We start from the raw sequence: 13,163 nt of genomic DNA on the forward strand, positions 1-13,163 counted from the left end.
GGCTCCCTGGCTTCGCGAGCGTGGCGCCACCGGCTACGGGGCGGCTTGATCACGTGCCGGTGAGGGCTGGACGGGGGCGGCGCCGCGTGGCGCGGTGGCCACCTCGACCGGTGCCGGCTCCATCGGGCTCTCTCCCGGCAGGGTCAGGCGGAAAACGGTGCCCTCCGGTCCGGTGCGCTCGAGCGCGATGTCGCCGCCATGCGTGCGCATCACGTCGCGTGCGATCGCGAGCCCGAGCCCGGTGCCGCCGCGCCGGCCGGACGTGAAGGGGCTGAACAGTGCCTCGCGCACCTTCGCCGGCAGGCCTGGACCGTCATCGGCGACGGTGATGGCGACCACCTCGCCGGGCTCGGCTGTCACGGTGACGCGTCGCGCGCCCGCCTCGAAGGCATTGCGGAACAGGTTGAGCAGGACGCGGAATAGCTGTTCGCGATCGGCATAGAGCTCGATCGTCCGCGGCACGCGGTTCTCGACGCCTGCCGGCCCCTCGCGCGGGTAGGGCTCAGCGGCGCGGGCGGCCTCGTCCACCAGCGAGGCGAGGGCGAAGCGGCGCAGGTCGAGCGGCGGCGGCCCCTCGCGCGCGTAGTCGAGCGTCTGCTTGCAGAGCGCCACCGCCCGTTCGATCGCGGCGAGCAGGGTCGGCGCCATCTGGCGCACCTTCGGGTCCTCGCTGGTGGTGAGTCGGTCCGAGATCAAGAGCGCGGTGGCGAGGATGCCGCGCATGTCGTGGTTGATCTTGGTCACCGCCGTGCCGAGTGCCGCGAGGCGCGACTTCTGCCAGAGCGCGCGGCGCAGCTCCTCCTGCATGGCCGCGAGTTCGCTCTGCGCACGGCCGATCTCGTCGTCGCGCGGCGGTGTCGCGGGTGGGGGCGGGGCGGCTTCAGGGTCCCTGCGGAAGGCGACGATGCTGCCGGTCAGCCGCCGCATCGGCCGAACCAAGAGCCAGTGCAGCGCGAGGAACAGCAGCACGCCGGCGACAAGGGAGATCGCCAGCGCCTCGGCCAGGATGCGCACCAGCGCGACATGCATGTCGCGCTTCAGCGCGCCGCTGCGCATCACGATGTCGACCAGTGTACCGGGCTCCTTGGCGCTCGGCCCGATCACGCGCATCAGCCCGGTCTTCGGCATCACCAGGATCTCGAGGACATCGGCTGCGGCCCGCGGCAGCGAGATCGCGTCAAGATCGACCGTGCGCACGATCGGCCCCTCGAGCGGACGGGCCAGAGCGAGCACCCGCTGGTCGGGCTTGCGCAGGCTGACCACCTCGACGCCGGCGAGCCTGAGCAGCCGGTCCTCCAGCTCCTCGCCCAGAATCTGGTCGGGAGCCGCCTCGAGCGCGAGCGCGGCGAGATGCGAAGCCTCGATCCGCGTGCCGAGCCAATCGAGATAGGCGCGGCCGAGCGAGGGCACCAGGATCAGCGCCTGGGCCACCATCACGAACCCCATGGTCAGCCACAGCAGCCTGATCGACAGGCTGCGCGCGGGGCGCGGGACATCGGGGCGGCGATCAGCCATGGCCGCTCCAGTCTATACCAGAGCGGTCCCGACTCGCAGGTTGCCGGGCGGGAGATCAGCCCAGGTGGCGGTCGAAGAAGGCGTGGGTGCGCCGCCAGGCGAGCTCGGCCGCGCCGGGATCGAAGCTCGCCCGCGCATCGCAGCCGAAGCCATGCTGTGCCTTGGGGTAGACGAAGATCTCGACGTCCTTCTGCGCCTCGCGGATGGCATCGACATCGGCGAGCGGGATGGAGGCGTCGTTCTCGCCGAAATGCATCTGCACCGGACAGTTCGGCGTCTCGGTCCGGGTCGCGGCGATGCCGCCGCCGTACCAGCAGGAGGCGGCGGCGAAACGGGCGGTGCGCGTCGCCCCCCACCACGCGATGGTGCCGCCCCAGCAGAAGCCGATGATGCCGCGCCGAGCACCCGCGGGCAGGGCCTCGGCCGCGGCCTCGATGTCAGCGACCGGTCCGGCCTCTGCGATCCGGCCGCGCAGCGCGCGCCCGCGCTCGACGTCCTGGGCCGTGTAGCCGAGCTCGACGCCGCGCTCGACGCGGTCGAACAGCGCCGGACAGACCACGGCGTAGCCGCGACTCGCCAGCCGGTCACAGACCGCGCGCATGTGGCTATTCACGCCGAAGATCTCCTGCACGACGACGAGCCCGCGCGTGGCCTTCACGGGTCCAGCGGTATAGGCGGACAGGCTGTGGCCGTCGGCGGCGGTGAGCGTGATCGTCGTGCCCATGCGGTCCTCCATCTTCACGCTTACGGCCGATTCCAGCCGTATGCGATCTGCTCTAACGGCCCCGCGTGATCGCGAAATCGACCACATCGGCGAGAGCGCGGCGCTCCGGACCGTCGGCGAAGCGCGCAAGCGCGCGCTTCGCCTCGGCGCCGAAGGCTTCGGCGCGCCGCCGCGTCTCGGCGAGCGCGCCGTGCCGCTGCAAAAGCCTCTGCGCGGTCGAGAGGTCGTTCGGTCCGTGCTCCTGGTCCTCGATCGTGCGCCGCCAGAACGCCTGCTCGCTCTCGTCACCGGCGGCGAAGGCGAGCAGCACCGGCAGGGTCACCTTGCCCTCGCGGAAATCGTCGCCGACCGTCTTGCCGAGCTTCGCCTGGTCGGCGTCGTAGTCGAGCACGTCGTCCACCAGCTGGAAGGCCAGCCCGAGATTCATGCCGTAGGCTTCGAGCGCGGCCTCGTCCTCGGCGTCGCGGCCGGCGATCACGGCACCGATCCGCGTGGCGGCGGCGAACAGGGCTGCGGTCTTGCCGCGGATCACCTCGAGATAGCGCGCCTCGGTCGTCGCCGTATCGTTCTGCGTGACGAGCTGCAGCACCTCGCCCTCGGCGATCGTCGCCGAGGCGCGCGAGAGGATCGCCAGCACCGGCAGCGAGCCGTCCTCCACCATCAACTCGAAGCTGCGGCTGAACAGGAAGTCGCCCACCAGCACCGACGCCTTGTTGCCGAACACCGCATTGGCCGAGGCGAGGCCACGGCGGAGCGCGCTCTCGTCCACCACGTCGTCGTGCAGCAGGGTGGCGGTATGGATGAACTCCACGCAGGCGGCAAGCTTCACGTGACGGTCGCCGCGATAGCCGCACATCCGCGCGGCGGCGAGGGTCAGCAGCGGGCGCAGCCGCTTGCCGCCGGCCGCGACGATGTGCGCGGCAAGGCGCGGGATCAGCTCCACCGGGCTCTGCATTCGCGCCACGATCAGGCGGTTGCACGCCTCGAGGTCGTCGCGCACGAGCTCGGCAAGCGCCTCCAGCGCATCGGCGCGCGTCTCCGTGGGCCGCCCCTTCGTGCTTCGCTCGGCCGCCGCGGGCACGCGCCACTCCTGTCCCTGCTTGACCCTGAAACCGAAGGATTAAGATATTGCCCGGCGAAAAACCGGGTCAAGGCGAGCGCGCCTGCCCGTCCGGAGCCTCGCATGCGGGAACTCCTGCGCACCAACGACACGGTCCGCCTCTCGTTCCTGCGCGTGCTGCTGCGCGATGCCGGCATCGAGGCCGTGGTGCTCGATCAGCACATGAGCGTGCTCGAAGGATCGGCCGCGGCGATCCCGCGCCGTCTCATGGTGGTGGAGGCCGACGAGGCGCGCGCCCGCCAAGTGCTGAGCGAGGCCGGCGAGTCGACCGGCGGGCCGCTCTGAGCGAGGAGACGGCGACCACCGAGGACCGCCTGCTGGGCGGGCGGGTTCGGCTCCGCCAGCCGCGCCGGGGCTTCCGCGCCGCGATCGATCCGGTCCTGCTGGCCGCCGCGGTACCCGCGCGGGAGGGGGAACGTGTGCTGGAGGCCGGCACCGGCACCGGCGCCGCCGCGCTCTGCCTGCTCGCGCGCGTGCCCTCGCTGCAGGTCATCGGCCTGGAGCGCGACCCGGACGCGGCCGCGCTCGCCCGCGCCAACGCGGCCCTCAACGGGGTCGACCACCGGTTCCGGGTGATCGTCGGCGACATCGCCGCGGTCGCCTCGGCGCGGGCGATCGCCGCACAGGGCGCCTGCGTGCATGCCATGGCCAATCCGCCCTTCCACGTGGCGGGCACGCCGTCACCGCTCGCTGCGCGCCGCATCGCCGGGCACGAATCGGCGGAGGCGACACTCGCGGTCTGGGTCGCCGCGATGGCGCGGCGGCTTGTCCAGCGCGGCACGCTCACGCTCATCCTGCCGCCGGCGCGACTGCCCGATGCGATCGCCGCGTGCATGGCGGCGCGCATCGGCAGTCTCGCCCTGCTGCCGCTCTGGTCGCACGAGGGCGAGGCGGCGCGGCGCCTGATCCTGCAAGGGGTGAAGGGGGGGCGGGGGCCTTGCCGCATCCTGGCGGGACTGGTGCTGCACCGACGAAGCGGCGGCTATACCAGCGCGGCGGAACGGATCCTCAAGGGGGCCGAGCCTCTCCGCCTCGGCTGACCGTGACGGCGTTTGCAACGTCGCAACTCATCGGCGTGCGCCTCGGGTTGGATATAGAAGTCTGCACGTGATCCGACGGTCATCGACTTGGCCTGGGGGATGCAGCCCCTGATCTTCTTGCCGCGTCGTAGCCGCGCGAGCCGCCGCACTCGGTGGTCTTGACGCTCTGGCTGTGGATCACGGCCGCCTTCGCGGAGCCGGAGACGCCGGCGATAGGCCGTGCATCGGGGCAGGAAGCTGTCAGGCCGCAGCGCTTCCAGGTCCGCCATCCGTCGTCGGTCGGGTCGCTCGCATGGCGCAGACCCGCGCGGTTTTGCTGCCGCCGGGTAGCCGAGGTCCACGTCGTCTCGTTCGTCCTGGGTGTCGCACCCCGATCGAACCGCGATGCCACCCGGCCATCCAGCCCACACAGTCTCATGTCGATGTCGTCTTGAGACAGGTCCCACGAGCAACTCCACAACGCTCACCGCCCCGGCACCAGCCCGGGCATCCCCCGCAGGAACGCCTCGCGCCGCCCCTCGCGCGTGACCTCCCAGAGCGGGCGCTCGACCGCCAGCCTCTGCCCGCCGTCGCGGATCAGCGGCCGGACCGTCACCGTCCCGCGCGAGGGCGTGGGCGTGCCGAACAGGTCGAACGGCACGCGCAGATAGATCCCCTTGTCGAAGCTTCCCTCGCCGAACGCGTCGAAGCTCGCGGTGGTGAAGGTCGCGAAGCCGCCGATCTCGATGCCCGAATCGAAGCGCCGGCCGAGCTCGAACGTCACGCCCCAGTCGCGCGCGAGATACCGCCCCGCACGCAGCACTGCGTAGAGGTCGCGGTACGGCAGGTCCCAGTAGAGCGAAACATGGCCCGTCCAGGTCTCGTAGTTGCGGAAGCCGAAGCCCTGGTCGTAGTCGCGGCTCTTCACCCAGGCGAGGTCCGCGCCCAGAGCGTAAGCGCGATCGACCGGCCGCCACAGCACCTCGCCCTGCACCCCGCCATACATCATCTCGAGATAGCCGACCGTTCCGCGCACGAAGAGATCACGCCCCACCGTCCAGATCCGCTCCGCCGTCAGGCTGAGCAGCGGCAGGCGCGTCGCATCGAGATAGCGGCCGACATCCGTGCGCACATTCGGCAGCCTCGTATCCGGCGGCACGGGCTGGCCGCGCAGATTGCCGAACAGATCGACGCCGAGCTCGCCGCCGACCGTGAACCCGGAACCGAGCGCGACGCGTGCGCCGCCCGCCAGCATCACCTCGCCCTGCAACGGCTTGTCCGGGTCCATCAGCGCCAGGATCACGCGCGGCTCGATCGTCCAGGAGAGCCGCGGGAACGCGCCCGGCACCGCCTCACCCGGTTCGGGCGGCGGCAGCGGCTGCGCGGGATCGAGCCGCGCAAAGACCGCGATCTCCTCGGGGCTCGACAACCCGATCCTCGCCTTCTCCACCTCCTCCCGCAGCACCGCGACGCGCGCCACCTCGGCCCCGTCCGGCGCGAGCGACACCACCACCCAGTCCACGCCCGCCGGCAGATGATCCGCAGCAATCCGGGCGACGCGCCCGGCCGTCGTCCCGAGCGTGCGGAACCGGCTCGCAGCCAGAACGATCCGCGCCTCCGCGCCGTGCACGGCAAGGCGCATCGGCGGCATCCCGTCCGCGCGCAGCCGCGCGATCAGCGCCGCCCCCCAGTCCGGCGCGAGATCGGCACGCGGCGGCGCCGGCACGGGCGGCGGCGGCCGGAGCCGCGGCGGATCGGCCGGATGGAGCAGGACCGAGCCGCGCAGCACCAGGTCGCTGCCATGCACGAACGCCGCGCCAAGCTCCACGCCGCGCACCGGCTGCCAGCTCAGGCCGAGATTGACCCGGCTCTGCGCCCCGCCCCCTCCGTCGCGCCGCTCGTCGCGCAGCGCATCGCCGCTGAACTCGATCGTCGCCGTCAGTCCCGGGATCGGCGTGCGCCACGCCACGCCCCCAAACACCGCGACGTCGCGGCCGCGGAACCACGACCGCGTCAGCGGCACGCCGCCCTGGCTCGCCCCGCCGCCGCGTTCGCAGAACCGGTCGGCCCCCTCGCAGAACGGATTGGCGAAGTCGTTGCCCGTGCCGAGCCGGCCCCAGCCGAGGCCGAGCGTGAAATCGAGATCGTACCAGCGCTTGCTCGCGACCACGTACTCGCCGGAATAGATGCCCGTGCCCATCAGGTCCTGCAGCCCGACCGCGACCGCCGGCCGCCAGTCGTCCTCCTCGATCAGACGAATCTTCACGTCGAAGGACCGATCGGTCGTCGTGCCCCGGCCGGTCGTCGCGTTCAGACGCTCGGTGAAGCGGAATGTCGTCTCCAGCCAGCGCAGCGCCTGGAAGGTGGCGAAGTAATTGCGCCGCTGCCGACGCAGCGACAGGCCGACCTCGAGCGCGCCGTCGGCGCGGAAGCGGGCGTCGCGCATCTCGATCAGGCCGACCCCGCCCCAGCTCGTGCCAGACTGGGCGAGCGCAGACGACGAGAACAGGGACAGGAGCAGCAGCAGGACGGGGGCTCCGCCCCCGCGCCCCCGCCAGGGGCGTCGCCCCTGGACCCCACCAAGGGCCATCGGCCCTTGGATCCCCTGAACGCGCTAGCCGACCGTCACCCGCGCCTCGGCTCGCGCCGAACGCCCCTGCTCGTCGGTCCAGACGAAGGTGAAGTCGCTCGTGCGATCGATGCGGACATGGATCACGTGATAGGGATTGGGGGAGGTGCCGTTGCGAAGCTCCGCCTCGAACAGCGGCGCACCGTTCATCGTCACCACCAGGCTGGACAGCATGTCGCGCGGCGGCGGCGGCGCATCGCCATGCCGGATGCCGGTCGACATCGGATGGTCGATCACCATGCGGATCTCGATCACCTCCCCCGCCCGCGCACGCGACGGGATGCGCACCCGCGGCCGCGACCTCAGCGCGCTCATGTCAGACACCCGCCCGTCGTCACGCCGATCTCCGCCGCCGCGCGCAGCACCCGCCCGTCCGACCGCTCGGCCAGCACCAGCACGCGCTGCGCCTGGGCGAGCCGGATGCGTGTCGTCACCTCGGCGCGCGCGATCCCGGGATGGAAGCGGAAACTGGCGATGCCCGGCGTTGGATTGGCGGTCGCGAACAGGTGGATCGCCGTCACGTGATCGGTCTCGGTCATCGCGCTCGGCACATGCACGGTGATCGGCACCTGCGCGCCGTTCTCCGCCACGCGCGGCGCGGCGAGCTCGATGCCGCCATCGGCGATCGCGCGTGTGCCGATCGCTGCGCGCACGGCGCGCTCGAGCTCCGCCTCGCCGGCCAGTGCCCCGGCCGGCAACGCGACCAGGCTGACGATCAGGTCCCGCCGCCTCAGCATCCCCTGCCCATCATCCGAACATGTCCCTCGTGATGCTGGAATACCACGCATCGGCGTGCAGCGCTTCCAGCCGCCGCTGGTCGGGCAGGTTGCCGCGCGGCGAGATGCCGCCGGAGTCCGGCACCTCCGCGATGCCCTGCGGACCGACCCGGAAGATGTTCACCACCGAGATCCCGTACTCCTCGCCGACATGGGAGTAGCAGGTGTTGAAATACACCGGCTCCGGCGGCCGCTCGCCGCGCAGCAGCGCCGCTGCCGAGGCCACCGCCTGCTTGGCCGTGCTGTTCGCGACATAGCCCGATTTCGGCATCGGCGCGCCGTTGTTGGCGTCGCCCACCACGTGCACCCCCGGCGCGGTGCGCGCCTCGAAGGTGGTCGGATCGACCTGCACCCAGCCGGAGGCGTCGGCGAAGGGCGCGGCGATGTCGGCCGCACGCTGCGGCGGGATCACGTTCGCCACCGCGACCCTGTGCTTCGTGCCGAACTCCGTCTCCAGCACCATCGCGGCGGGATCGACCTTCACCACCTTGCCGTCCCTGCTCGCCGGCACCCACTCGATCATGCCGCCGTAGAGCGCGGCCCAGCCCTCCTGGAACAGCGGCTGCTTCGAGAACCCCTCCTTCGCGTCGAGGGCGAGGATCTTCGAGCGCGGCTTCTGCCGCTTCAGGTAGTGCGCGATCATGCTGATCCGCTCGTAGGGCCCGGGCGGGCAGCGGAACGGGTTGGCCGGGATCGCCATGCCGACTACGCCGCCGTCGGGCATCTCCTCGAGCATCCGCCGCAGCGTGCGCGTCTGCGTGCCGTCGCCCGGCACCCAGGCATGCGGCATGCGCGCGGACGCCGTCTCGTCGTAGCCCTCGATCCCGCCCCAGCGCAGCGCGATCCCGGGTGCCAGGATCAGCCGGTCGTAGGCGAGCGTCTGCCCGCCGGCGAGCCGCACCGTGCGCGCCGCCGGATCGACCGCGGCCGCGCGGTCGTGCACCACCGTCACGCCGCGCGCGCGCAAGCCGTCATAGGAGTGGGTGATCTGCTCCATCCGGCGCTCGCCGCCGAGCACCAGATTGCCGTAGGGGCAGGTGACGAAGCGCGTCAGCGGCTCGACCAGCGTCACCGTCAGCCACGGATAGGCGCGGCGCGCGAAGGAGGCGGCGGAGGCGCCGCCGAAGCCGCCGCCGACCACCACCAGCCTAGCCGAACCCTGGGCGCGCAGCGGCAGCGGGGCGGCGAGCGGCGCGGCCGCCGCGGCGGCGAGCAGCGTCCGGCGGGTCAGAGCGTTCGACATCGCACCATCCTCCCTCAGCGCCGCAGCCCGGCGAGATAGGCGGCAACCGCCGCGATCTCGGCATCCGTGTAGCCCTTGGCGATCCGGTTCATGATCGTGCCGGTCCGCTCGCCGGCGCGGAACGCCATCAGCGCGGTGGCGATCTCGCGCGCATCCCGCCCGGCGATCCCGGCCACGCTGCCGCTGCCGCGCGCGCCCGGCCCGTGACAGCCGATGCAGCCCTCGGCGACCAGCGGCGCCTGCGCCGCGGCCATCTCCGGCGCGCCCGCAAGCACGCCGCCGAGCACCAGAGCAACGCCGGTTCGGAGCATGATCTTCCTCGACCGCAGATGGATCCCCGCCGCACAGTTTATCCCGCTCCGGCACGCTGGAAAGAGCAAAAAGCCACCGTAGACCGCGGCGATCGGCACTGTCGCCGCGGCTGGATCGATCTACTCCCGTCTCGATCGTTGATAGAACTTTCTTCTCGTGTCCGGCTCCGCCGGCACGGCCAGCCCGAGGGCCGGGCGCAGCCGCAGCCCGACCCAGTTGCCCGCGAGCGCCGGCAGGATCCACGCCCAGCCGTGCAGGCTGCCCGAGGCGATACCCGAGACATAGGCCGAGATGTTGCAGCCCGAGGCGAGCATCGCGCCGATCCCGAGCAGCACGCCGCCGATCACCGATCCGGCGGCCTCGCCGGCCGAGAGGCGAAGCGAGGGCGCGAAGGCGCCGGCCAGCACCGCCGCCAGCATCGCTCCCGCCATCAGTCCGAGATTCATCGCCGTGCTGCGGTCGGCGAGGATCGGCCGGAACAGCGCCTCGATGCGCGCGGGATCCTCCCAGTAGCGCCAGAACGCCGGCTCGTCCCACCCCAGCGCCTCCACCGCCGCCGAGCCCCAGAGCGGGAAGGGCGCGGTGATCACCCAGGGTCGGCCGAGCGCCCAGAGTGTGGCCAGCGACAGGAGCGCGAGGCCCGCGGCGCCCCAGGCGAGCGGCCAGGGGCCGCGCCAGAACCGCCCGCCGGTGACGGGCAATGGCGCGATCGTTCCGGTGATCCGCCGCTCGCGCGCCGCCGAGGCCGCGAACACCAGCGCGAACACCGCGAGGCTCGCCGCCAGCGCCGGCCATGGCCCGAGCAGCTCCTGCACCGTGACCGCCGGCAGCGCCGGCCAGTCGAGCCAGAGCTCACCCTGCCAGGCGGCGAGCGTCGCGCCGAGCACGAAGAACACCAGCGTCAGCACCATCCGCCCGTCGCCGCCGCCGGCGGTGTAGAGCGTGCCGGAGGCGCAGCCGCCGCCGAGCTGCATGCCGACGCCGAACAGGAACGCGCCGACCACGGTCGCGACCCCGGCCGGGAAGACAAGTCCGCGCACCGGCGCGCCGAGCAGGCTGCCGGCCTCGAGCGCCGGGAAGAACAGCGCCACCAGCAGCGCCAGCAGCAGCATCTGCGCGCGCAGCCCCTCGCCCCGTCCCTCGGCGAGCAGCCGGCGGAACGCGCCGGTGAAGCCGAACGCGGCGTGGTAGAGCGTCAGGCCGAAACCGATCCCGATCGTCCAGGCGAATGCCTGGGTCGCATCCACCGCGCCGGCGAAGCCGACGGCGGCGAGCGCGAGCGCAAGCGCGAGTGCGAGCGCCCTGGCGGCGTGGACGGCGAAGGACGGACGCGGCATCGCCTGCTGCATGGAGGTCCCGGCGCGGTGCAGTGGCGGCCGAACGGGGCCGCGCCGCCTACCTTGTCTCGCGCGCGATCACCGCCAAGGCCGCGGCGCTGATCGAGATCTGCGACAGGAGTTGCGTGAGGTCGCGGATGAAGCCCCAGGTCTCGAAGGGCGAGGGGTCCTGCGGCACCACCACCAGCGAGCCGGGCGGGATCGGCTCCGGCGAGAAGCTCCAGGACGACAGCCCGGCCGGACGCGTCTGTCCGTTCGGCAGCACCACGAAGGCGCGCGAGATGTCGGCGAAGCGCTGCGGCCCGCCCGCCGCCTCGACATAGTCGCTGGCACGGCGCCCGGAGCGGAACTGCAGGGCGCCGGGGTTCAGCACCGCGCCGACGACGCTGACGTCGTTCGGCCGCTTCGGCACGACCAGGACGTCGCCGGGCTCGAGCAGCAGATCGAGCTCGGGCCGCGCGGCCAGCACGGCGGGGTTCGCCTCCACCACCATCCGCCCCGCCGCGCGCGCCTCGCGCAGGCTGGCCGCGAGTTCGCGCCCGGCCCGGATCGCATCGCCCAGGTCGACCGCATTCCGCCCCGCCGGCGCCGACACGGCACGCCCCGCGGCGACCTGCAGCAGGCTCGTCTCGAGCTCGCGCGCGGTGCGCTCGAACCCCTCCTGCTGGCGCAGCCGCACGCTCTCGCGGGTGAACACCGCGCCGTAGGGATAGGCCTCGCGCGTCAGCCCGCCGGCGCGCTGGATCAGGTCGGAGAGCCGCTCGCCGCGGCGGATGTCGTAGACGCCGGGACGCACGAACTCGCCGGCGAGCCGCACCGGCCCGGTGTCGCGGTCGATGAAGAGGCGCGCAAAGCGCACGGAGTCGCGCGGGGCGACGCGCACGGCGGCGAAGTTGCGCGAGTCGATGTCGAGCAGGAAGCGCTCCACCGGCGCGACCGAGGCACCCTCCACGCGCACCACCCGCGTCACTTCGACGTTGCGCAGATCGGCGTTCTCCGTCGGCCCGCCGGCGACCGCGAGCAGATCGGCAAGCGTCGCCTCCTCGGCGAGCGGATAGACGCCCGGCCGGCGCACCTCGCCGGTCAGCAGCACCGCGGTTTCGAGCGCGGCGGCAGCGAGATCGGGATGCTCGACGAACGGCTCGGGGCAGCCGACAGGCCCTCCCTCGATCACGCCGAGCCCGGTGACATTGGCGAAGCGCTCGGGGCTGCCGGCGGCCAGCACCGCAAGCTGGGCCAGCGCCAGGCAGTCTTCGGGCGGGGCCTCGCCGCGCAGCACGCGCTGCACCGCGGGGCCCGACAGCCAGGCGATCTCGGCGCGCCCGAGCAGCACCACCTCGTCCTCGTCGGCGAGCGGGATATCGCCCTGGCCCGCGAGCAGCCGGCCGAGATCGAAGGGCTGCACGCGCTTGAGCCGGGTGGCCGGATCGACCCGGATCAGCGCGGCGAAGCGCAGATAGGGGTCGGGCCGGATCTGGCGCGGATCGCCGACCAGCCGGCGGAGCGTCGGCGCGGCGCCGCGCGAGCGCATCTGCGGCAGCAGCACATGGCCGGAGAGCCGCACCTGCCCGACCAGCGCCTGAAGGCTCGGCAGCACCATCACGAGGTCGCCCCGGCGCAGCGCGCGATCCGGCGCCACCTCGGCGAAGGACGATCGGCCGGCGGCGTCGAACTGCTGGAGCAGGAAGCGCACGCCCTGCGGCCGCAGCGTGTCGCCGGCGAGCGCCAGCGCCTCGCGCAGCGGCAGCACCGGCACCTCGGGCGGCAGTTCGTAGATGGCGGGCCGGCCGACCTCGCCGGCGATCGCCACGGTGCCGCCGAGCGGCGGCACGACGATCCGGTCGCCGGCGGTCAGCGACAGGTCGGGCGCCTCGCCGCGCCCCGACAGCACGCCGTAGAGATCGACCCGACGCGCGCCTGCCGGCCCCTCGACGCGGATCGCACGCAAGCTGCCGGTGCGCTTCACGCCGCCCGCAGCGGCGAGCGCGTCCAGCACCGAGGCGAGGCTGGTCAGCGCCTGGAACCCGGGCCGCAGCACCTCGCCGCCGACGAAGACCTGCACCTGGCGCACCGCGCCGACGGTGACGAAGGCCTCGGTGCCGGGCAATTCACGCGCGAGCCGCACGGCAAGCTCGGCCCGCAGCTCGCCGAGGCGCCGTCCGGCCGCGGCGATCGGCGCGAGATCGGGCAGCATGAGCCGGCCGTCGCGGTCGATCCGCGCCGCGATCGTGCGCGCGACCCGCCCGCGCAGCGTGACGATGATCTCGTCATCCGGACCGAGCACATAGGCGTCGGGCAGCGCGCCGACCGCACCGGGCCCGCCTGCGGGCAAGGCAGCGAAGGTGTCGTAGCCGAACTGGCGCAGCCGCGGCGCGCCGGGCGGCAGGCGCGGAGCGTAGAACGCCTCGACCGGCGAGTCCGGCTCGGTCGGCGGTGCCGCGACCGGGGCTTCGCTCGGGGCGTCGCCGGGCCGCACCGGCAGCGGCAC

12 protein-coding genes and 1 pseudogene are annotated in these 13,163 nt (G+C 73.0%); 2 read left to right on the forward strand and 11 right to left on the reverse strand.

Annotated features, from left to right (window positions below; all coding sequences use genetic code 11):
• Positions 1-33: 33 nt before the first annotated feature.
• Genes FK498_RS04645 through FK498_RS04655 form a run of 3 tightly spaced genes read right to left on the reverse strand, consistent with a single transcriptional unit; the run spans position 34 to position 3,320 of the window.
• A complete protein-coding gene (locus FK498_RS04645) occupies positions 34-1,515 on the reverse strand; it encodes a HAMP domain-containing sensor histidine kinase (RefSeq protein ID WP_141852022.1) in 1,482 nt (493 codons plus the stop codon).
• A 55-nt stretch (positions 1,516-1,570) separates the two neighbouring features.
• Positions 1,571-2,239, reverse strand: a complete 669-nt coding sequence (locus tag FK498_RS04650; protein WP_141852024.1) for a dienelactone hydrolase family protein — start codon at positions 2,237-2,239, stop codon at positions 1,571-1,573.
• Positions 2,240-2,291: 52 nt separating this feature from the next.
• Complete coding sequence (locus FK498_RS04655; RefSeq protein ID WP_141852026.1) at positions 2,292-3,320, reverse strand: polyprenyl synthetase family protein; 1,029 nt, start codon at positions 3,318-3,320, stop codon at positions 2,292-2,294.
• A gap of 102 nt (positions 3,321-3,422) precedes the next feature.
• Here FK498_RS04655 and FK498_RS04660 point away from each other — a divergent pair, with 102 nt between their 5' ends.
• Together FK498_RS04660 and FK498_RS04665 are read left to right on the forward strand one after the other, a co-directional pair.
• A complete protein-coding gene (locus FK498_RS04660; RefSeq protein ID WP_141852028.1) occupies positions 3,423-3,644 on the forward strand; it encodes a DUF2007 domain-containing protein in 222 nt (73 codons plus the stop codon).
• Between the two features lie 32 nt (positions 3,645-3,676).
• Positions 3,677-4,399, forward strand: a complete 723-nt coding sequence (locus tag FK498_RS04665) for a tRNA1(Val) (adenine(37)-N6)-methyltransferase (protein WP_370510875.1) — start codon at positions 3,677-3,679, stop codon at positions 4,397-4,399.
• Between the two features lie 112 nt (positions 4,400-4,511).
• Here the strand turns inward: FK498_RS04665 and FK498_RS20190 are convergent.
• The 8 genes and pseudogenes from FK498_RS20190 to FK498_RS04705 all read right to left on the reverse strand — a co-directional run.
• Positions 4,512-4,790 (reverse strand): annotated as a pseudogene (locus FK498_RS20190) (hypothetical protein); the annotation flags it as partial.
• A 72-nt stretch (positions 4,791-4,862) separates the two neighbouring features.
• Complete coding sequence (locus FK498_RS04675; protein WP_255581474.1) at positions 4,863-6,905, reverse strand: YjbH domain-containing protein; 2,043 nt, start codon at positions 6,903-6,905, stop codon at positions 4,863-4,865.
• Between the two features lie 87 nt (positions 6,906-6,992).
• Positions 6,993-7,322, reverse strand: a complete 330-nt coding sequence (locus FK498_RS04680; protein ID WP_141852032.1) for a thiosulfate oxidation carrier complex protein SoxZ — start codon at positions 7,320-7,322, stop codon at positions 6,993-6,995.
• On the reverse strand, positions 7,319-7,744 hold the full coding sequence (locus FK498_RS04685) for a thiosulfate oxidation carrier protein SoxY (RefSeq protein WP_141852034.1): 426 nt from the start codon (positions 7,742-7,744) through the stop codon (positions 7,319-7,321). The genes FK498_RS04680 and FK498_RS04685 overlap by 4 nt, the downstream gene beginning before the upstream one ends.
• Positions 7,745-7,754: 10 nt before the next feature.
• Positions 7,755-9,026: an NAD(P)/FAD-dependent oxidoreductase gene (locus tag FK498_RS04690; protein ID WP_141852036.1), complete on the reverse strand. Its 1,272-nt coding sequence runs from the start codon at positions 9,024-9,026 to the stop codon at positions 7,755-7,757.
• A 14-nt stretch (positions 9,027-9,040) separates the two neighbouring features.
• On the reverse strand, positions 9,041-9,337 hold the full coding sequence (locus FK498_RS04695; RefSeq protein WP_141852038.1) for a c-type cytochrome: 297 nt from the start codon (positions 9,335-9,337) through the stop codon (positions 9,041-9,043).
• Between the two features lie 120 nt (positions 9,338-9,457).
• A complete protein-coding gene (locus FK498_RS04700; protein ID WP_202614741.1) occupies positions 9,458-10,675 on the reverse strand; it encodes a YeeE/YedE family protein in 1,218 nt (405 codons plus the stop codon).
• Between the two features lie 58 nt (positions 10,676-10,733).
• On the reverse strand, positions 10,734-13,163 hold a 2,430-nt coding region (locus FK498_RS04705), incomplete at its 5' end, for an SLBB domain-containing protein (protein ID WP_141852041.1).

Source organism: Elioraea sp. Yellowstone, assembly GCF_006704265.1.
Taxonomy (GTDB): Bacteria; Pseudomonadota; Alphaproteobacteria; order Acetobacterales; family Acetobacteraceae; genus Elioraea.